The organism is Halomonas sp. DP5Y7-2 (genome assembly GCF_019802025.1).
GTDB lineage: Bacteria > Pseudomonadota > Gammaproteobacteria > Pseudomonadales > Halomonadaceae > Halomonas > Halomonas litopenaei_A.
In genome coordinates this window covers 500314-518884 of sequence record NZ_JAHVHY010000005.1, presented here as the reverse complement: position 1 = coordinate 518884, position 18571 = coordinate 500314, and the positions used below count along the sequence as shown (strand labels likewise).

20 protein-coding genes and 1 pseudogene are annotated in these 18571 nt (G+C 61.9%); 10 read left to right on the top strand and 11 right to left on the bottom strand.

The window, feature by feature from the left end; all coding sequences use genetic code 11:
- The 3 genes and pseudogenes from KUW18_RS19790 to KUW18_RS12185 all read left to right on the top strand — a co-directional run.
- Positions 1-162 (top strand): annotated as a pseudogene (locus KUW18_RS19790) (TRAP transporter large permease subunit); the annotation flags it as partial.
- Positions 163-250: 88 nt separating this feature from the next.
- Positions 251-919: a 2-dehydro-3-deoxy-6-phosphogalactonate aldolase gene (locus tag KUW18_RS12190; protein ID WP_206943610.1), complete on the top strand. Its 669-nt coding sequence runs from the start codon at positions 251-253 to the stop codon at positions 917-919.
- On the top strand, positions 916-1836 hold the full coding sequence (locus KUW18_RS12185; protein ID WP_222561507.1) for a 2-dehydro-3-deoxygalactonokinase: 921 nt from the start codon (positions 916-918) through the stop codon (positions 1834-1836). The genes KUW18_RS12190 and KUW18_RS12185 overlap by 4 nt, the downstream gene beginning before the upstream one ends.
- Positions 1837-2101: 265 nt before the next feature.
- On the opposite strand, the gene KUW18_RS12180 is transcribed toward KUW18_RS12185, so the two are convergent.
- The 10 genes from KUW18_RS12180 to KUW18_RS12135 form a co-directional block, all read right to left on the bottom strand.
- Positions 2102-2410 carry a hypothetical protein gene (locus tag KUW18_RS12180; protein ID WP_206943606.1) on the bottom strand — a complete coding sequence of 103 codons (309 nt, stop codon included), beginning with the start codon at positions 2408-2410 and terminating at the stop codon, positions 2102-2104.
- Between the two features lie 263 nt (positions 2411-2673).
- Positions 2674-3225, bottom strand: a complete 552-nt coding sequence (locus KUW18_RS12175; RefSeq protein WP_224907436.1) for a gluconokinase — start codon at positions 3223-3225, stop codon at positions 2674-2676.
- Between the two features lie 88 nt (positions 3226-3313).
- Complete coding sequence (locus KUW18_RS12170) at positions 3314-4171, bottom strand: nitrilase-related carbon-nitrogen hydrolase (protein WP_222561506.1); 858 nt, start codon at positions 4169-4171, stop codon at positions 3314-3316.
- Between the two features lie 60 nt (positions 4172-4231).
- The gene (locus KUW18_RS12165; RefSeq protein WP_222163677.1) at positions 4232-4408 is read right to left on the bottom strand and encodes a hypothetical protein; all 177 of its coding nucleotides are present in this window, start codon (positions 4406-4408) and stop codon (positions 4232-4234) included.
- Positions 4409-4546: 138 nt separating this feature from the next.
- Positions 4547-5296, bottom strand: coding sequence for an SDR family oxidoreductase (locus KUW18_RS12160; protein WP_222561505.1), 750 nt, complete (start codon positions 5294-5296; stop codon positions 4547-4549).
- Between the two features lie 95 nt (positions 5297-5391).
- Positions 5392-6699 (bottom strand): MmgE/PrpD family protein, encoded by a 1308-nt coding sequence (locus KUW18_RS12155; protein WP_222561504.1) that lies wholly within the window; start codon positions 6697-6699, stop codon positions 5392-5394.
- 99 nt (positions 6700-6798) lie between these two features.
- Positions 6799-7680, bottom strand: a complete 882-nt coding sequence (locus KUW18_RS12150) for a glycine betaine ABC transporter substrate-binding protein (RefSeq protein ID WP_222486749.1) — start codon at positions 7678-7680, stop codon at positions 6799-6801.
- Positions 7681-7742: 62 nt separating this feature from the next.
- Positions 7743-8474 carry an ABC transporter permease gene (locus tag KUW18_RS12145; RefSeq protein ID WP_206943593.1) on the bottom strand — a complete coding sequence of 244 codons (732 nt, stop codon included), beginning with the start codon at positions 8472-8474 and terminating at the stop codon, positions 7743-7745.
- 4 nt (positions 8475-8478) lie between these two features.
- The gene (locus KUW18_RS12140; RefSeq protein WP_315857899.1) at positions 8479-9678 is read right to left on the bottom strand and encodes an ABC transporter ATP-binding protein; all 1200 of its coding nucleotides are present in this window, start codon (positions 9676-9678) and stop codon (positions 8479-8481) included.
- A gap of 63 nt (positions 9679-9741) precedes the next feature.
- Positions 9742-10407, bottom strand: coding sequence for an ABC transporter permease (locus KUW18_RS12135; protein ID WP_222561503.1), 666 nt, complete (start codon positions 10405-10407; stop codon positions 9742-9744).
- Between the two features lie 455 nt (positions 10408-10862).
- Between KUW18_RS12135 and KUW18_RS12130 the strand changes: the two genes are divergently transcribed.
- The 7 genes from KUW18_RS12130 (at position 10863) to KUW18_RS12100 (ending at position 17856) form a co-directional block, all read left to right on the top strand.
- Positions 10863-11324, top strand: coding sequence for an SUF system Fe-S cluster assembly regulator (locus KUW18_RS12130; RefSeq protein ID WP_206943587.1), 462 nt, complete (start codon positions 10863-10865; stop codon positions 11322-11324).
- Between the two features lie 73 nt (positions 11325-11397).
- Positions 11398-12840 (top strand): Fe-S cluster assembly protein SufB, encoded by a 1443-nt coding sequence (sufB, locus tag KUW18_RS12125; RefSeq protein WP_206943584.1) that lies wholly within the window; start codon positions 11398-11400, stop codon positions 12838-12840.
- Between the two features lie 74 nt (positions 12841-12914).
- The gene (gene sufC, locus KUW18_RS12120) at positions 12915-13667 is read left to right on the top strand and encodes a Fe-S cluster assembly ATPase SufC (RefSeq protein ID WP_206943582.1); all 753 of its coding nucleotides are present in this window, start codon (positions 12915-12917) and stop codon (positions 13665-13667) included.
- Positions 13664-15034 carry a Fe-S cluster assembly protein SufD gene (gene sufD / locus KUW18_RS12115; protein ID WP_222561502.1) on the top strand — a complete coding sequence of 457 codons (1371 nt, stop codon included), beginning with the start codon at positions 13664-13666 and terminating at the stop codon, positions 15032-15034. The genes sufC and sufD overlap by 4 nt, the downstream gene beginning before the upstream one ends.
- A gap of 2 nt (positions 15035-15036) precedes the next feature.
- Positions 15037-16278 (top strand): cysteine desulfurase, encoded by a 1242-nt coding sequence (locus KUW18_RS12110; RefSeq protein ID WP_206943578.1) that lies wholly within the window; start codon positions 15037-15039, stop codon positions 16276-16278.
- A gap of 78 nt (positions 16279-16356) precedes the next feature.
- Positions 16357-16929, top strand: a complete 573-nt coding sequence (sufT, locus tag KUW18_RS12105; protein WP_206943576.1) for a putative Fe-S cluster assembly protein SufT — start codon at positions 16357-16359, stop codon at positions 16927-16929.
- A gap of 54 nt (positions 16930-16983) precedes the next feature.
- Positions 16984-17856, top strand: coding sequence for a vancomycin high temperature exclusion protein (locus tag KUW18_RS12100; protein ID WP_222561501.1), 873 nt, complete (start codon positions 16984-16986; stop codon positions 17854-17856).
- 54 nt (positions 17857-17910) lie between these two features.
- Here KUW18_RS12100 and KUW18_RS12095 read toward each other — a convergent pair whose 3' ends face one another.
- Positions 17911-18408, bottom strand: coding sequence for a hypothetical protein (locus tag KUW18_RS12095; protein ID WP_206943572.1), 498 nt, complete (start codon positions 18406-18408; stop codon positions 17911-17913).
- Between the last annotated feature and the right edge of the window lie 163 nt (positions 18409-18571).

Sequence of the window (18571 nt, the reverse complement as noted above, 5' to 3'; positions counted from 1 at the left end):
CCGCCATTTGGCCCGGCCGCGTTCTACCTGAAAGGGGTGGCGCCGCCGGAGATCAGCCTGAAAGACATCTTTGTGTCACTGCTGCCGTTCATCGCACTGCAATTGTGTGTGCTGGCCGCGCTGCTGATGTGGCCCGAGATGGCCATGTGGCTGGTCGATTGATTGACCTGAGAGGGCGGCCTTGGCCGCCCTTCGTCGTATCATGTGAAACCGTTATTTCTCCGTTGTCGACTCGATGAGGACTGCTGACATGAATGATGCCCAGCGCGCTGTGCTTGATGCTGCCATGAAGGAGATGCCGCTGGTGGCCATCCTGCGTGGTATTACGCCCGATGAGATCGAGCCGGTCTGTGGTGCTCTAGTGGAAGCTGGCTTTCGTCTGATCGAGATTCCACTGAATTCACCGCAGCCCTGGGACAGCATCGAGCGTGCCGTTGCCTGTAGCCCTGAGAACGTGCTGATCGGCGCCGGTACCGTGCTGGAAGCGGACGATACGGCCAAGCTGGCGTCACTTGGCGCACCACTGATGATCACGCCGAACACCGATCCTTCGCTGGTCACGCTGGGTGCTGAGCGGGGTCTTGCCCCGATGATCGGCTGCATGACGCCGACGGAAGCGCTGGCTGCCGCGCGCGCCGGTGCCGTTGCGCTCAAGCTGTTCCCCGCCGCACGTCTTGGGACGGGGTACTTGAAGGACATCAGCGCCATTCTGCCCAAGCACCTGCCGGTGCTGGCCGTTGGTGGTATCGAGCGTTCCAACATGGCGGAGTGGCATGCGGTGGGCGTGGCCGGGTTTGGTTTCGGCAGCAATCTGTACAAGCCAGGCCGAAGCGCAGACGAGGTCGGCAAGATCGCCCGTGAGCTGGTGGACGAATGGCAGAGCCTGGCCGGTAGCGCCAGTGCAGGAGCCGGGGCATGAGCGAGCGCCTGATTGCGATTGATTGGGGAACCAGTAACTTCCGTGCCTTTCTGGTCGATCGGCAGAGCGGAGAGTGTCTGGAGAGCGTACGTTCCGATGCGGGGCTGCGCTCGCTGACGACAGCCGAATTCCCCCATTACTGTGAAGCCCAGGTGGGTGCCTGGCGTGAAGGCGGCAAGGTGCCGGTGTATCTGTCCGGTATGGTCGGATCGGCGCGGGGCTGGAGCGAAGCACCGCAGCTGGAGGTCCCCCGTTCGGCGCTGGATCTGGCCGACAATGTGGTGCCCGCGCCGGGGCTCGACAACGCCTGGATCGTGCCCGGTCTCAAGGTGGTGCGAGACGATCACGTGGATGTGATGCGGGGCGAGGAAATTCAGGCGTTTGGTGCCTTCGCCCTGAAAGGACTCAGTAGCGGTGTATGCTGCCTGCCAGGCACCCACAGCAAGTGGGCTAGATTGGAAGGCGATCGCTTGGTGGATTTTTCGACCATGATGACCGGCGAGCTCTATCACGCCGTGCGCTTCCACACGCTGCCGGGAGAACCGTCGAGAATGGCCGACAACAGCGGCGATGCTTTCGATGCTGACGGCTTTGCCCAAGGGTTGGCAGCAGCGGAACATCCCGCTGGGCTGATGCACGCGCTGTTCGAAGGCCGCAGCCGCCACCTGTACGCGGGCCTGCAGGCTTCTCAGGTGGGCAGTTTTCTCTCCGGAGTGTTGATTGGTGCTGAGGTGCTTGCCCAGCGCGAGCATCTGATCGAGCAGCAGGCCGGTGTCGTGCTGGTGGGGTCCTCGGGGCTCAACCCGCTGTATCTCCAGGCGCTGGAACGCCACGCTATCGCGGTGGATGAGGTAGACAGCGACAGCGCGACCCTGGCGGGATTGATCGCACTGGCGGAGCGTCATCGGCTGACGTAACGCGGGGGGAGTGGTGCTCGTACGCTCCCCCGGGGCGATTGCCCTGATAAACTGCTCTGACGACCTGCCCTGACGAATTGCCTTGGCGGATGACTATCGTCAGGAAAAGACCGGCTCCCATGGAGCCGGTCTTTTTGCTTCTAGTGGATGGCGACTGACGGATAGTCTTTGAGGGACCGCTGTAGACAGACAACTCTGTCGCTTAGCCGGTCATTGGGCGGCATAGTTCCAACGGCACCAACGAGAGGCAGAAGCTGGCAGCCCTTCAGGACGGACGGAACTCGCCGCGGTAGTCGGCGCGTGGGTCGGCGAAGGCTCCGTGGCCAATAAAGGTCATGCTGTTGAAGTCGAGGACGTAACGTAGTGCCAGACCTTTGTCCTCCAAGCCATAGACAAAGATTCTGTGATCATCCACGGGTGTTGCGAGATAGGCGCAGCTGGTGTCGCTTGGCTGCGATGTGGTGGGCGAGCCATGCAGGCGATGACGCATGCGCGTAGCGTTTTCGAAGACCACGCCCCAGGTCTTGCCGTCACAGCTGAACTCAAACGTCTTGCCTACCATCGGATCGGACATGGGATTCTCCTTGTTCGACGATCGACTGCGAGAGCCGAGGTAGTGGTGGACATATCAACGGGAAAAACGCCTCATACCCCCCCTTGTCGGTGACAAAGCTGACTGGTAACGACATGGCTGACGATCAGCGTAGGGATGAGACGAAACATGACGACTAAGTGACAGAGTGTAAGGCGTTCATTACTGCTGCATTGGCGAGAAAGTATGCTCATGCAGGAAAGGGTAGGAGAAGTCAGCGTTTTCCACACCGCTGGTCATCTTTTTCAGCGCGCTGCATCCGGCGATGTCGCCAGTTCCGAGATAAAGCGGTCGATGATGGCGTCAGGGGGGCTCTCGATGTCGCAACGAATCGCTTCGTCGTCACCTGGCATCTCCAGCGTGGCCAGCTGGTTTCGCAGCATATGCTCACCAGCAAAGAAGTGCTGCCCGCGGCTGTTGAGGCGCGATAGCAGCAGTTCCTGGCTGCCGTGAAGGTACAGGATCTTCAGGTCCGCGGCGCCGGCGCGCAGCAGGTCTCGGTACTGTCGCTTCAGGGCCGAGCAGCCGATCACCAGGGGCTGGCCGGTCTGACGATGTTCGCGATACAGGCCGGCCAGGGTGTCGAGCCAGCCCTGGCGATCTTCATCGTTCAGTGGTTCGCCCCGGGACATCTTGGCGATGTTGTCGCGGCTGTGGTAGTCATCGCCGTCGATGAAGGTGGCTCCCGTCCGCTCGGCCAGCAAACGCCCGATATGGGATTTGCCTGAGCCCGAAACGCCCATGACGAGCATGCTCAGAGGGGGAGTGGACAGGCGAGGGCGAGAAGCTGTGTTCATGTAGAGGGGCGCGCCGATGTTCAGAAAGTGAAAGGCGATTCTAGCATTTCTGGCTCGCGTTTTCGCGGCAGCCTGACCCCGTGTTTTGCTAGCGATACCCTGCCATCAACTCACGTATCAAGGGGCTGTCCGCATCTCGCAGGGTGGGCAGCTCGAAGCGCGCACGGGCGATGGCGGTGCGCGACAGTTCGGCGTGAATCAGCATTTCGCGATCCTCCGCCTCGGCCAAGGTGTCGCCGCGGGGCCCGAGAATCCGCGACCCTCCCCAGAAGTGACTGTCACCCTCTGCTCCGTATCGATTGGCCATCAATACCGGTGTGCCGTAGGTCATGGCGTAGAAACGCACATTCAGCACCCAGTTGTCTTCATTGGAGAAGTCCTCGGAGACGATGCCGGATGCGGAGTTGATCGGCGCGCAGAGGACGGCAGGCCGTGCCAGCAGGGCAGCGTGAACCAGCGCTGGGTTCCACAGGTCGGCGCAGATCATCGAGGTGGTGCTCCATCCCGGACGAACCGGAACTTCCGTCAGGCGGCTGCCGTGGCTGAACCACTTGCCTTCCTCAAGACCGCCATAGGTGGGCAGGTTGAGCTTGCGATGCACGGCGGCCACTCGACCGTCCTGTAAAATGGCCAGGGCATTGTAGATCTCACCGGGGCTGGCTTCCTCGACGAAGCCGACGATGACCTGCATGCCGGCGGCCGCCTTGGCCAGCTGGATCAGCCGTGGGTCCTCCGATGGCATGGCCACCTCCAGCACCCTTGGGCCCAGGCCGTAACCGGTCAATGAGAGTTCGGGAAAGACCAGCAATTCCACGCCACGACGGCGGGCGTCGTGGATCACGTCGAGGTGATGGGCGAGATTGGCTTCGACGTCACCGAGGCGCGCGTTGATCTGGGCGCAGGCGACCTGTAGCTGTTCCTGGTGCTGCTTGGCCTGATGCTGCATGGCTGGGATTCCTGAGGGTGGGGGCAGGGCGCCACAAGGTGCCGTAATTCGCTCGGCGGATCAACGTTCGTCACGACTATCGCTGTTGTCTCTGGAAAGCCCGGGCGTGGCGTCGCGGGGGGTATCGCTTTGCTGGGGCGGTTGCAGCTTGCGCTTGAGCAGGCGAAAGCCGATCCAGTGGATGACGCCCAGGCCGACGAGGACCGCGACGATAAGAAGATAGAAGCGAGTGTCCATGGAGGAGGCTCCGTGTGAGGCCCCGGACCGCCCGGGGCAAAAAGTGCCTGACAGCACCATCTTCTATACGTCAACACGACAGACGGCGAGGCGACCTGGGTCAAGTCCCGACGAGCTCAGGCACTTTTCGTGCAAGCCCTAGCGTCCTCCGGCGGGATCAATAAAGGTCCCCGTCACATAGGAGGCCGCGTCGGACAGCAGCCAGACGATGGCCTCGGCGACCTCTTCCGGTCGACCGGCACGCCCCAGCGGACAGCCGGGCCCGAGTTCGGCCAGCCGCTCCGGTCGGCCTGCCCGGGCATGGATATCGGTCTCGATCAAGCCGGGGCGCACGGCATTGACGCGAATGCCACGGGGGCCCAGTTCCTTGCTCAAGCCGATGGTCAGTGTATCCAGTGCGCCCTTGCTGGCGGCGTAGTCGACGTACTCGTTGGGCGAACCCAGGCGCGAGGCCATGGAACTGACGTTGACCAGGGCACCCTGGTCGACCAGCGCGCGCGCGGCTTCCCGGGCGACCAGCAGGGCGCCCAGCACATTGGTGTCGACCACCTGACGCAGGCGGTCCACTGCCATATCCGCCAGTGGCATGGAGGGCGCCACGATACCGGCGTTGTTGACCACCCCGGTGATAGGGCCCAGGCGTTGTCGCGTACTGGCGAACAGCGCCATCACCTGAGCCTCGTCGACCACGTCGGCCTTGACGGCCATGGCGCCGTCTTCACCGGTCAGTGCCTGACAGGCTTCCAGGGTGTCCCGGGCGGCGGCGTCATCGCTGCGATAGCTGAAGGCGACCCGCGCACCGGCACGGGCGCAGGCCAGGGCGGTGGCACGGCCGATACCGCGGGAGCCGCCGGTGATCAAGATGACGTCGGAGGGGGCGAAAGGCATGTCGAATCCTCGGGTAGCGATGTCGTCTGCCTATCCTTGGCACTTTTACTGCCCTTGTCACCTCCCGTCATGTTCGACGCCTTGGACTCGCACGTTCAAGGTTGTCCCAGCACTCTCAACAACTCGCCGATGGGGCGTGTTTCCAGGGTGGCGACGACCTTCTCGATCTCGCTGGCACGTGCGCCCAGCACCGGGCTCGCCAGGGCCTGAAACTTGGCAGAGATCTCGTCATCGCTCAGCGGATTGTGGGGGTTGCCGCGGGCTTCCATGGCAGGGCTCTGGATACGGCGACCATCGCGTAGATACAGCGTGACGCTGGCCCAGCGCTCGGCCGGGAAGCGTGCGTTGTAGTCATCGCATTCGGTGATCGTCACCCGCCGTGACAGTGCCACCAGAGCATCGTCGCCGAGATCGCGACTGATGGCGGCGACGTCGATGGTGCCGCGATCGAGGGCGCAGGCCACCGACCAGGGCAGGCTGTACTGGGCCTGTTCGGTGGTGGTCGGGGCGATGGTGTGCAGGCGCCTGGCCTCGTGGAAGGTGGTGATCTCGATGCGTTCGATATTGTCCACCTGGCGTTCGGCGGCGGGTATGGCGAGTACCGCCTCCACCGCCGGCTGGGCCCAGCGGCACACCGGATAGGCCTTGAAGTACTGCTCCGACAGGTAGTCGCGTCGTCCCAGATCGCCCCATACCGCGGCGTGCTGCTCGGCACACAGGGTCACCGCCGGGGCGCCGGTGAAGCCGTCCTCGGCCAGCAGGGTGGCCGCGACGCCTGCCTGGGCGCCCCAGCCGGAGCCATCCTTGAGCATGGTCGGGTGATCGATGCAGCGCATCATCTGGCTACGCGGACCATAGAATTCGGCGATGCCGAGGGCGTGTTCCAGCTGGGCCGGGGCGAGGCCCTTGAGGCGCGCCGTCACCGCTGCCACGCCCAGTGCGTTCCAGGCCCCCGAGGTGTGATAGTCGGGACTCGAGGCGTGCAGCGCGATGCCGGCCCGGGTGGCGATCTCGTAGCCCATCGCCAGCAGGCCGAGAAAGGCCCTGCCGCTGACCTGCTCGATCTCGGGCAGCGCCAGCAATCCCGGCAGGATGGCGACGCCGGCGTGGCCCTTGGTCAGCACTTGGCCGTCGTGGGCGTCGAGTGCATCGATCAGCCAGGCGCCGTGCAAGGCGACGCCGGTGGCCGACGCCGTCGACGAGGAGAACAGCAAGGGGCGATCACCTGCGTGCTGCACCCTGACATAGCGGCGGGCGTGTTCGGCCAGGGCCGTGTCGGTGGCGCCGGCGGCGACGCCGAGAAGGTCCAACAGGCAGCGCTTGGCGTGGCGGCACTGAGCGTCATCTAGGTGGTCCAGAGGAGACGTGAGGATCCAGTGGATGACGTCCCGGGAAGTGCTCATGGGGAGGTCCTTTGTCGAACTGGGGGAGCCGCAGGGGGAGAGCGCTCACTGCGCGCTGGTGAGGTAGGAATAAGGCCCCCGAACGGGGGCCTTGAAGGGTCACAGCAGGTCGTTGTCCTTGAGGAAGGATTCGGCGACGTCTTCGATGGTTTCCCGCTCTACGTCAACACGCGCATTGAGGCTGGCCATGGTGTCGTCGTCCAGCAGCGCTGAAAGCGCGTTCATCTGGTCGGCCAGCTCAGGGTTGGCGTCGAGGGTTTGCTGACGCACGACCGGGGTCAACGCGTAGGCAGGGAAGAAGCCCTGGTCGTCTTCCAGCACCTGGAAGTCAAAGGCGGGGATGCGGCCATCGGTAGCGAAGACCAGGCCAACGTCGACCTGGGCGTCACGCAGTGCCTGGTAGACCAGGCCGGAGTCCATGCGTTTCACGGCGTTACGAGCGACGCGAAAATCGTAGGCTTGCTGCAGCGGCCGCCAACCGTCTTCGCGGGCATAGAACTCGGCGTTCATGGCAAAGCTCAGTTCCTGACCGTCGTTGACCGCATTGGCCAGCTCGGACAGGCTGGTGATACCCGTTTCTTCCACGCTGTCTGCGCGCATGGCCAGGGCATAGGTATTGTTGGCGGCGGAGGGCTCCAGCCACACCAGCCCCTTCTCGGCGTCCAGCGACTTGACGCGCTGATAGGTTTCCTCAGCGCTGAGAGATTCGGTCACATCGTTGTAGTTGATCAGCGAGGTGCCGGTGTATTCCCAGTAAAGGTCCACCTGGCCGTTTTCCTGCGCCTGGCGCAGCACGGCTGAGCCCATGCCTGCGCGCTTGTCGACGTCATAGCCCAGTCCGTCCAGGTACTGGGTGGTCATGCTGGCCAGCAGCTGTTGCTCGGTAAAGTTCTTGCCGCCAACCACCACGTCGTTGGCGCTCACGGCGGCGCTCGTGGAGACGAGGGCCAGGCCAGTCAGTGCGGTCATCAATGTCTTCATGCTGCATGCTCCAGTTGAGGTCTTGTGAGGGGAGTCAATGGGGGACAAGGGACGACGCTGCATCAAGCGCGCGCCGGATTGACGCCGCGTGGCACGATCACGAAGGCGATCCCCGCTATCAAGGCATCCACCACGATGGCCAGCATGGCCGTGGGAATGGCGCCAGACAGCATCATGATCGGATCGTACAGATCGATGCCGGTGAAGATCAGCTCGCCCAGGCCGCCTGCACCGATCAGAAAGGCCAGGGGCACGGTGCCAACGTTGATCGTCAGGGCGGTTCTGATACCCGCAAAGATCACGTACAGGGCATTGGGCAGCTCGACCTTGAACAGGCGCTGGACCGGCGACATGCCAATACCGGCAGCGGCTTCCTTCAGGGCCGGGGAAACGCCCTTGAGTCCGGCATAGGTGTTGCGCGTGATCGGCAGCAGGGTGGCCACGAACAGGCCAAACACCGCGGGCACGGTACCAATGCCAAGAAAGCTCATGGACAGCGCCAGCACCGCCAGGGTGGGAATGGTCGTGCCGACGTTGAGGACCTGCATCAATGACTCGGCGGCACGACTCATGCTCGGGCGTGATAGCCAGATGCCAAGCGGAATGGCGACCAGAATCGCGAGGCCCCCCGACAGGAACGTCAACCACAGGTGCTGGGCGGCCAGGTACTGGACGTCCGGCAAGTACCACAGAAAGTCATCGATGGCGCCGCTGGACTGGGCCCAGACGCCGAGCAGAAAGACAAGGATCAGGCCGAGAATGATGCCGGCGCTGGTCAGGCTACGAATCAGCATCCACTCACTCCTTTGGCTCTGCGGTCACTGTTTCGCGCTGTTTGGTGCGAAAGCGTGCGCCCAGGTGGTGGGTCATGGCCCGCTGGGTGATCTGGCCACATACGCGTCCTTCTTCATCGACGCAGGGCAGCCAGGTAATGTCCTGGGCAAACATCAGTGAAGCCACCTTGCGCAGGTCATCATCCAGGCTGACCGTGGCAGGCACGTTCTGGAAGTGATCGCGGCAATAGCCCTTGGTGGTTCTGGCCAGGGAGCGGCTGATCAAGCCGACCGGCTGGCGCTTGTCGTTGATCATCAGAATGGAGTTCTGGTAGCCGAAGTCATCGATGCGCTCCAGCGCTGTGGACAGCGTATCTTCCGGCTTCACCGTGCCGATCTCGTCGCTGACCACCTCGGACACCTTGACCAGGTTGAGTCGTTTCAGCGCGCGGTCTTCCCCCAGGAAGGATTCGACGAAGGCATTCTTGGGGGCGGCCAGCAGGTCATCCGGGGTGGAGTACTGCACCAGCTTGCCCTCGCGGAAGACGGCGACGCGATCGCCCATCTTGATGGCTTCGTCGATATCGTGGCTGACGAACATGATGGTCTTGTTGAGTTCCTGCTGCATTTTAAGGAACTCATCCTGAATCACCGCACGATTGATCGGATCGATGGCGCCGAAGGGTTCGTCCATCAGCATGACCGGGGGATCTGCTGCCAGCGCACGGGCAACGCCGATTCGCTGTTGCTGGCCGCCAGATAGTTCAGAAGGAAAGCGCTTGAGGAAGGCATCCGGCTCCAGCGCGATCATGTGCATCAGCTCCCGCGCACGCTCCTTGTAGCGGCTCTTGTCCCAACCCAGAAGCTTGGGTACCACCGCGATGTTCTCTTCGATGGTCATGTTGGGAAACAGACCGATCTGCTGGATCACGTAGCCGATGTTGCGGCGCAGGTCCTGGGTGTTCATGTCGGTGGTATCGTCACCGTTGATGAAGACCCTTCCGGAGGAGGGTTTCACGATCCGGTTGATCATCTTCAGGGTGGTGGTCTTGCCGCACCCGGACGGACCCAGGAGGATGCAGATTTCGCCGGTGGGAACCTCCATGTTGATGTGGTCAGCGGCGACGACGGCGCCCTTGGGCGTATCGAAGACCTTGGTCAGATTTTCCAGACGAATCATCAGAAAGTCCTTGTGGCTAGTCGGCAGACGCGGGCGATGGGTCATTCAACATGCTGGTTGGATGACGGTGCCCGCTCTTTTTATTGGGGAACCAGGTTGTGGGGGGCATCAGGCAGCGCTGGCGGCGCCTTCCATACCCTTGGGCGTAAAGCGCTTCTGGATCGCCAGCAGGCCATAGTCGACGATGATGGCCAGCAGGCTGACCGCAATGGAGCCAATGATCAGCTGGCGCGGGTCGGACTGGGAGATCCCTCGACTGATAAAGGTGCCAAGCCCTCCTGCACCGATATAGGCAGCAATCGCCATGACGCCGATGTTAAGGACGACGGCGGTGCGAACTCCCGCCATGATCACCGGCACCGCCAGCGGTATCTCGACCATTCGCAGACGCTGACGGTGGCTCATGCCGATGCCGCGGGCAGCCTCGCGCAGGGCCGGGTTGACGTTATTGATGGCGGTGTAGGTGTTGCGAATGATCGGAAGCTGGGAGTAGAGCAGTACGGCGATCACGGCCGGCAGATAGCCGATCCCCTGACCGATCAGCGACAGCACCGGAATCATGATGCCAAAGAGCGCAATGGAGGGGATGGTGACAATGATGGACGCAGCATAGAGCACCGCTTGTGCGACCCTCTCGTTGCGCGTGATCGCGATGCCAATAGGAACGCCGGTCAGGGTGGCGATGCCTACGGCCACACCCACCAAAGAGATATGCTCAAGCGTTCTGGATAGCAGCAAGTCCGCGTTCGCTATCGCGTATTGAATCAATTCCAAGGCAGTTGCTCCTGTTGAGCCGCGCAGCGTCGGTCACGTCGCGCTGTAAGAGGGCGGCGTGCTTTCAGCCCACGGGCAGTCAACTCGCCCGCTCAGGGCGAGGGCCTTCGTTCACTGGCCGTTGATTGGGCACAAGCTTAGCAGAATGCTCTATCTATTTGGTTTGATCATGAATGACGATATGCAATGAAGGGAATTGATGGATCTGATGCATGTCTTGCGGCACAGGTCGTACAAGATGGCTAAGCGTCATTGTTTTAGTGAATGAGAATGATTGTGTTTTTGTATTCATCTGCGTCGATCATGTCGAGATCCTGGCGGCTATCGGGTCAATAGCGTGGTACAGGGCGGCTCGGCTCTTCACATCGGGTTTATACAGGACTAAAATGGTCCCCAATCGAAGCAGGGGCTGAACTCTGCACCGACGAAGAGGGGAGCTCCCCGAGGAGAGGCGAATGCTGAAGCTGTCTCGCATGACAGACTATGCGGCAGTGGTAATGGCGCAGATTGCGCGCCATCCGCGCGAGCCGCACGCCGCGGGAGAGCTCGCCGACGCGGTGCAGCTGCCTCACCCTACGGTGAGCAAGACGCTGAAGATGCTGGTGAAAGCGGGGCTGCTGGTGTCGCGCAGAGGGGCCCAGGGAGGCTACCAACTGGCTCGTGCCGCCTCCGAGATCACGGTGAGCGACATCATTTCTGCCATTGAAGGCCCCGTCGCCGTCACCGAATGCAGCCATGCCGAGGGCGACTGCGATCTGGCATCCACCTGCGGCGTAGCCGACAACTGGCAGCGGGTGTCGCTGGCCATACGCGAGCTTCTGGACAGTATCACCTTGGCGCATCTGGCAGACAGCTCTCCGCTGAAAATGCCGGTTCGCCTGCCGATTCAAAGCGTTAGCCTGGCGGCGGAAGCCTGACCAGCGTCTCATCGACTTCATTACCCTGGGCGGGTGACGCCCGCCGACCGAACCGTCCGGGAGGGGACACATCATGGCAAGTCAGGAAATGGAACAGCTCGTCCGTCGCGAATATAAAGAAGGATTCGTGACCGACATCGAGAGCGACACGATCCCGCCGGGACTCGACGAAGATACCATCGCGTTCATCTCCAACAAGAAGGGTGAGCCGGCATGGATGCTGGAATGGCGGCTGGATGCCTATCGTCAGTGGTTGAAGATGACGCCCCCGTCCTGGGCACATCTGGACTATCCGCCGATCGACTATCAGGCGATTTCCTACTTTAGTGCCCCGAAGCGTGAAGAAGACAAGCCCCAGAGCCTCGATGAAGTCGACCCCAAGCTGCTCGAGACCTACGAGAAGCTGGGTATCCCGCTGCATGAGCGTGCCGCACTGGCCGGGGTGGCGGTCGATGCCGTCTTTGACTCCGTGTCCGTGACCACCACGTTCAAGGACAAGCTGGCCGAAGCGGGCGTGATCTTCTGTTCCATCTCCGAGGCGATTCGCGACTATCCAGAGCTGGTAAAGCAGTATCTGGGTACCGTCGTGCCCACCAGCGACAACTACTTCGCGGCGCTGAACTCGGCAGTGTTCACCGACGGTTCCTTCGTGTTCGTGCCGGAGGGCGTGACCTGTCCGATGGAGCTGTCCACCTACTTCCGTATCAACGCCGCCAACACCGGCCAGTTCGAGCGCACCCTGATCGTGTGCGAGAAGAAGGCGCAGGTGTCCTACCTGGAAGGCTGCACGGCGCCGATGCGCGACGAAAATCAGCTGCACGCCGCAGTGGTCGAGCTGGTGGCTCTGGAAGACGCCAGCATCAAGTACTCCACCGTGCAGAACTGGTACCCGGGCGACGAAGATGGCAAGGGCGGCATCTACAACTTCGTCACCAAGCGCGGTGATTGCCGCGGTGATCGCTCGCACATCAGCTGGACCCAGGTGGAAACCGGCTCGGCCATTACCTGGAAGTACCCGTCCTGCGTGCTGCGCGGCAAGGACTCCATCGGCGAGTTCTATTCCGTGGCGGTGACCAACGGTCGCCAGCAGGCCGATACCGGTACCAAGATGATTCACCTGGGCGAGGGCAGCAAGTCCACCATCGTCTCCAAGGGTATCTCGGCCGGTCGCTCCAACCAGTCCTACCGCGGTCTGGTCAAGGTGGGGCCGCGGGCCAAGGGTGCGCGTAACTTCACGCAGTGCGACTCGCTGCTGATCGGCGACACCTGTGGCGCCCATACCTTCCCCTACCAGGAAATCGGTAACTCCACGGCGACCGTGGAACACGAGGCCACGACCTCCAAGATTGGTGAAGACCAGCTGTTCTACTGCCAGAGCCGCGGCATCTCCGAAGAAGACGCGGTCAACATGATCGTCAACGGCTTCTGCAAGGATGTGTTCCAGGAGCTGCCGATGGAATTCGCCGTCGAGGCAGAAGCACTGCTCAACGTGACTCTGGAAGGTGCGGTGGGCTGATCGCCCGCGCCCTCCGCCAACCCTGTTAGTTACACCCCGTCGCCTGGAGCGGCGGGCACTGCAAAGGTGTCAACATGCTCGAAGTCAAGGATCTCCACGTCACCGTCGAGGGCTCTGAAATCCTCAAGGGTCTGACTCTGTCCATCCAGCCCGGTGAAGTGCACGCCATCATGGGCCCCAACGGCGCAGGCAAGTCCACCCTGTCTGCGGTGATTGCAGGCAAGGACGGCTACGAGGTGACCGCCGGAACGATCACCTTCGAAGGCCGCGATGTGCTCGAGATGGAGATCGAGGAGCGTGCTCAGGCGGGCCTGCTGCTCGGTTTTCAGTACCCGGTGGAGATTCCGGGAGTCAAGAACATCTACCTGCTCAAGGCAGCGCTGAATGCTCAGCGTGAAGCCCGTGGAGAAGGCGAGATTCCCGCGCCCGAGTTCATGAAGCTGATCAAGGAAAAGGTGTCCTTCATGAAGATGGACAACAGCTTCCTGCAGCGCGCGGTAAATGAAGGCTTCTCCGGTGGCGAGAAGAAGCGTAACGAGATCCTGCAGATGCTGGTATTGCAGCCGAAGCTGGCGATGCTGGATGAAATCGACTCCGGTCTCGATATCGATGCGATGAAGGTGGTGGCCGAAGGCGTCAACTCGCTGCGCAGCGAAGATCGCGGCATCCTGCTGGTGACCCACTACCAGCGCCTGCTGGACTACATCGTGCCGGATCATGTGCACGTGCTGGTCGATGGTCGAATCGTCAAGAGCGGTAATGCCGACCTGGCGCGTGAACTCGAAAGCCGTGGCTACGACTGGGTCGTAGAGGAGTCTGCTGCATGAACCAGACAGCAAGCCAGGGAGCAAGTGAGGTCCAGCGCTTTCTGGATCGTCTGAGCGAGCGCAGCGCACGTCGCAGCGGCGAGCCGACCTGGATCGCCGCTCGGCGCCAGGCGGGCGCTGCCCGCTTCGAAGCGATGGGGTTTCCCGATCGCCGCGTCGAAGAGTGGAAGTACACCGACGTTCGTGCCATCAGTCGCGGTGACTTCCAGCTGGCAGAGGATGCGGATTTTTCGCCTGCCAGCGCAGCGGCGCTGACGCTGCCAATGGATGCTCATCGACTGACCTTCGTTGATGGTGTCTTTTCCAGTGCCTTGTCGGACCTGACCGAACTGCCCGGCGGTGTTCAGGTGCAGCCGCTGTCCCAGGCGCTCGAGGAGAATCATGAAGCTGTCGGCGGTCCCTTGGGACGGCTGACAGGCGTGGAGTTCTCGGCCTTTTCCGCGCTGAATACCGCGTTCTTCGAGGAAGGTGCGCTGGTGCGTCTGGCGCCGGGTACGGTGGTGGAAAAACCCATCGTGCTGCAGTTCCTGTCCCGGGCCAACCAGACGGCGGTGATGAGCCATCCGCGCATCCTCATCGAAGCGGCCAGTCGCAGCCAGGCCACCGTGATCGAGCATCACGTGGGTGAAGAGGGCGCCGCCAACTTCACCAACCTGGTGGAAGAAGTGATGCTGGATCGTGGCGCCCACCTGACCCATTACAAGTTGGTGGAGTCGCCGGAGCAGGACCTGCACGTGGCCAGCATCCACGTCGAGCAGTGCCGCGATGCCCAGTTCACCTCCTTCAACCTGACGCTGGGTGGTGGTCTGGTGCGTAACGACCTGATCAGTGACCTCAATGGCCAGGGTGCGGAAGTCACCTTCAATGGGCTGTTCTATGGTCAGAATCGTCAGCATGTGGACAACCACACGCTGGCCAACCATAACGCACCCCACACCTTCTCCCACGAGAACTACAAGGGCATCCTCGACGACCGTGCGCACGGCGTGTTCAACGGCAAGGTGATCGTCAAGCGCGACAGCCAGAAGATCGAGGCGGATCAGAGCAACGCCAACCTGCTGCTGTCCGATCGCGCCCAGATCGACACCAAGCCTGAGCTGGAAATCTACGCGGATGACGTCAAGTGCTCCCACGGCGCGACGACCGGCCAGTTGGATGAAGAGGCCGTGTTCGCCCTGCGTACCCGTGGTTTGGACCAGGCGACCGCGCGAGGCCTGCTGACCCTGGCCTTCGCCGGTGAAGTCATGGATCAGGTCGACCTGGATGCCGTGGCGGAGCGGGTCGAGCTGACCGTCGCCGGCAAGCTGCCCGAGCGCTTCCATCTGGCGGGTCTGGTCGAGGCTGCCGTCGCCCTCAACGAGGACTGAGCATGACCCACTTCAGCGATCTGTTGCTCGATGTGGCCCGTGTCCGCAGTGACTTCCCGATCCTTGATCGGGAGGTTCACGGCAAGCCACTGGTGTATCTGGACAATGCGGCGACCAGCCAGACGCCGCGGCAGGTGATCGAGACCTTTGATCACTACTATCGCCAGATCAACGCCAATATCCATCGGGGCTTGCACACCCTGGCGGACGAGGCGACTGCCGCCTATGAAGGCAGCCGAGAAACGGTCCGAGCCTTCATCAATGCGCCCAGCACGCGTCAGGTGGTGTTCACTCGCGGCACGACCGAGGCGATCAACCTGGTTGCCCAGAGCTGGGGTCGGGCGAACCTGGGACCTGGTGATGAAGTGCTGGTGTCCCAGCTCGAGCACCACTCCAACATCGTGCCGTGGCAGCTGCTGTCTGCCGAAAAAGGTTTCACCATCAAGGTGATTCCGGTCGATGAGCGTGGTGTGCTCGACCAGCAGGCGTATCAGGACCTGATCGGTGAGCGCACGCGACTAGTGGCGGTCAATCACGTGTCCAACGCGTTGGGGACGGTCAACCCCGTCGCCGACATGGCGCGCGTGGCCCATGACCACGGTGCCTTGATTCTGGTGGATGGCGCTCAGGCGGCACCGCACCAGCCCATCGACGTTCAGGCGATCGACGCTGACTTCTACGCGTTTTCCGGGCATAAGGTGTACGGGCCAACCGGTGCGGGTGTGCTCTATGGCCGTGAGTCGTTGCTTGAAACCATGCCACCCTGGCAGGGCGGTGGTGAGATGATCGCTACCGTATCCTTCGACGCCCCGACCACCTTTGCAGCGATACCCCACAAGTTCGAAGCGGGGACTCCCGCGATTGCCGAGGTCATTGCCCTTGGCAAGGCGATCGAGTGGGTCAACGGCATTGGTCTTGAGCACATTGGTGCCTGGGAGCAGCGCTTGCTGGAGCATGCCACCCTCAGTGTGGGGGCCATTGACGGTCTGCGCATCCTGGGGACGGCCCCTGACAAGGCCGGAGTGCTGTCCTTTGTGGTGGACGGTGTGCATAGCCAGGATATCGGCCTGCTGATCGATCAGTTGGGTGTCGCCATTCGCACCGGGCACCATTGTGCGCAGCCGTTGCTGGCGCAGTTTGGTGTCGATGCGACCTGTCGCGCCTCCTTCGCTGCCTACAACACCCCCGAAGAGATCGATGTGCTGGTCGAGAGCCTGGATCGCGTCATCAGCATGTTGCGTTGACAGGGTCATGGACCTGGGTGCGTCGCGTGGCCCAGGTCCATCGACCGGAGTGACTGGCATCGCCAGCTAAGGATGTGCATGAGCGAGTACGATCAGATTGCTCAATTGAGCAAGGGGCAACAGCTGCCGCTGCAGCGAGACGTGGACGTCATCTCGATCCCTTTCGGCAAGACCGTAACACTCAACGAAGACAGTGTTGTCTCGGTAATGCAGGCCAAGGGCAGCACGGTCAGTGTCGCCTATGAAGGGCGTCTGTATCTCATTGAAGGCGCCAATCTCGATGCGGTAGGGCTCGAATCGTTGCCGCGACCGACCCTGGATCCCGCAGCGGATGATGACGCCATCGAGGCCTTCGTGTGGGAGCAGCTGCGTACCTGCTTCGACCCTGAAATCCCGGTCAATATTGTGGATCTTGGGTTGGTCTATGGTTGCCGCATAGAGCGGTTGATCAGCGGTGAGAGGATAGTGACCATTCGCATGACGCTGACCGCGCCCGGCTGTGGCATGGGTGACGTGATTGCTGCGGATGCGCGCAACAAGATTCTGGGGGCCCCTCAGATCTCGAAAGTGCATACCGAGATTGTGTTCGATCCCCCCTGGAGTCGTGAGATGATGACCGACGAAGCCAAGCTCGAACTTGGCATGTTCTGATCTTCGCCCCAGCGCTGGATCGGATCCGGGCTCCCGCTGTTACTTGGAACTGCCATGCGCGATTCGCTGCTGAGCATCTTTCGTCGTCTGTTGCTGGTGCTTGGCAGCCTGGCACTGCTGCTGGCGCTGGCCTTTGTGGCGGCCAACGCCTGGATGGTCATGTCCACCCGCCAGCGGATCGCCCCCAGCCTGGCAGAGTGTCGACCCCATCAAGTCGGAATTGTCTTCGGCACGTCCCACTGGACCCGTAGCGGAGCGCGAAATCCTCATTTCGAGGGGCGGATGATTGCAGCGGCCCGGTTGATGAATGACGGGGTCTTGCGGCACCTGCTGGTATCGGGTGATAACTCGACGCGCTATTACAATGAGCCGGTGACGATGTGGCGAGACCTCAAGGAACGGGGTGTCCGTGAGGTGGACATGACGCTGGATTACGCCGGATTCAGCACCTTCGACACGCTGGCCCGAGCGCGTGACGTGTTCGAGGTCAAGCGCGCGCTGCTGATTACCCAGGACTGGCACCTGCCGCGAGCGCTGTTTATCGGCGATGTGCTGGGGCTTGAGGTGGCGGGGTGTCCCGCACCGGAGAGAGAAAATACCTGGTGGCTCATTCTCAGGGAGTGGGTGGCTCGGGTGGCAACCTTGGGTGACCTCTACCTGTGGGATCGGGAGCCTCGTTTTCTGGGCCCCCTGGAGCCGCTGAGTATCGTTCCCCCGGAGGCGTCACCCGATGCTCGAGATCTCCACGACATCATCGAAGATGCGCTGGAAGTCGGGATATCAGACGAGGAAGTTCCGGCACTGCTCAGCGAGCCGGCAGACACGTCTGGCGTCGATTCTCGCCGAACGTCTCCTGCCAGTTCCTACGCTGACGCTCATGTCGACCCTCTCGACCAGGCCGAGGAGTCAGCGCCAGCTGGGCGCTAAGATACGCGCTGGTGCACGACCGGACATCCGCCGTGGGGGACAAGCGCTGAGCGATCAGCGCTTGCCCGGACGAGAGCCTGCGCGGTTGGGCTTGCGTCCGGTCTGACGGCGTGGGGTTGTCGACTTCTGCAGGTCGTAGAGCTCGCGAATCAGTGCGCGACAACCTTTCCAGATGCTGTCCAGCACCGGCTCGATGGGGGCCGGCAGGGGATGGGTGAACAGCGTCGACAGGGACTGCATGAGCACGCGTTCCTGCTCCAGCAGTTCGTTGATCAGGACCTGGGAATCGTTGCCGACAAAGCTCTTGAGGCGACTCCATAACCACATGTAGTCGTCGCGTTCCACGTCGGCATCGCGAGGCAGAAGATCCAGGTGTTCGCGGGCCAGGCTCTGTAGCTCGCGCATGGTCTTCTTACGCGTCTCGAAATGGGGCTCCAGCGCGTCGCGCAGCGACGGCCGCAGTCGCTCGAGGTTGTCCTGGAAATAGTCAATGCTGTCTGCCAGGGCTTCCAGCAGGCTGTCCATCGCCACCTGGCGATTATCGAGAAACATGCGCGTCACCTCCTCCGGTGACGCAAATTGTGGGGCTCTGACACGAGTTTTGCCACCCCTAATCTGTCAAATATTTATGATTCTTGCCGCGCTGCGCAATTGACTGCGACCTTCGTCTATCTTTGTAAGATATAGCGTCGACTATTTGCGGAAATGTCGCCTT

Bases quoted from the DNA above. Each gene is read 5' to 3' on its own strand.
- KUW18_RS12190 (WP_206943610.1), top strand. From the start codon at position 251: ATGAATGATGCCCAGCGCGCTGTGCTTGATGCTGCCATGAAGGAGATG.
- KUW18_RS12185 (WP_222561507.1), top strand. From the start codon at position 916: ATGAGCGAGCGCCTGATTGCGATTGATTGGGGAACCAGTAACTTCCGT.
- KUW18_RS12180 (WP_206943606.1), bottom strand. From the start codon at position 2,410: ATGTCCGATCCGATGGTAGGCAAGACGTTTGAGTTCAGCTGTGACGGC.
- KUW18_RS12175 (WP_224907436.1), bottom strand. From the start codon at position 3,225: ATGAACACAGCTTCTCGCCCTCGCCTGTCCACTCCCCCTCTGAGCATG.
- KUW18_RS12170 (WP_222561506.1), bottom strand. From the start codon at position 4,171: ATGCAGCATCAGGCCAAGCAGCACCAGGAACAGCTACAGGTCGCCTGC.
- KUW18_RS12165 (WP_222163677.1), bottom strand. From the start codon at position 4,408: ATGGACACTCGCTTCTATCTTCTTATCGTCGCGGTCCTCGTCGGCCTG.
- KUW18_RS12160 (WP_222561505.1), bottom strand. From the start codon at position 5,296: ATGCCTTTCGCCCCCTCCGACGTCATCTTGATCACCGGCGGCTCCCGC.
- KUW18_RS12155 (WP_222561504.1), bottom strand. From the start codon at position 6,699: ATGAGCACTTCCCGGGACGTCATCCACTGGATCCTCACGTCTCCTCTG.
- KUW18_RS12150 (WP_222486749.1), bottom strand. From the start codon at position 7,680: ATGAAGACATTGATGACCGCACTGACTGGCCTGGCCCTCGTCTCCACG.
- KUW18_RS12145 (WP_206943593.1), bottom strand. From the start codon at position 8,474: ATGCTGATTCGTAGCCTGACCAGCGCCGGCATCATTCTCGGCCTGATC.
- KUW18_RS12140 (WP_315857899.1), bottom strand. From the start codon at position 9,678: ATGACCCATCGCCCGCGTCTGCCGACTAGCCACAAGGACTTTCTGATG.
- KUW18_RS12130 (WP_206943587.1), top strand. From the start codon at position 10,863: ATGCTGAAGCTGTCTCGCATGACAGACTATGCGGCAGTGGTAATGGCG.
- sufB (WP_206943584.1), top strand. From the start codon at position 11,398: ATGGCAAGTCAGGAAATGGAACAGCTCGTCCGTCGCGAATATAAAGAA.
- sufC (WP_206943582.1), top strand. From the start codon at position 12,915: ATGCTCGAAGTCAAGGATCTCCACGTCACCGTCGAGGGCTCTGAAATC.
- sufD (WP_222561502.1), top strand. From the start codon at position 13,664: ATGAACCAGACAGCAAGCCAGGGAGCAAGTGAGGTCCAGCGCTTTCTG.
- KUW18_RS12110 (WP_206943578.1), top strand. From the start codon at position 15,037: ATGACCCACTTCAGCGATCTGTTGCTCGATGTGGCCCGTGTCCGCAGT.
- sufT (WP_206943576.1), top strand. From the start codon at position 16,357: ATGAGCGAGTACGATCAGATTGCTCAATTGAGCAAGGGGCAACAGCTG.
- KUW18_RS12100 (WP_222561501.1), top strand. From the start codon at position 16,984: ATGCGCGATTCGCTGCTGAGCATCTTTCGTCGTCTGTTGCTGGTGCTT.
- KUW18_RS12095 (WP_206943572.1), bottom strand. From the start codon at position 18,408: ATGTTTCTCGATAATCGCCAGGTGGCGATGGACAGCCTGCTGGAAGCC.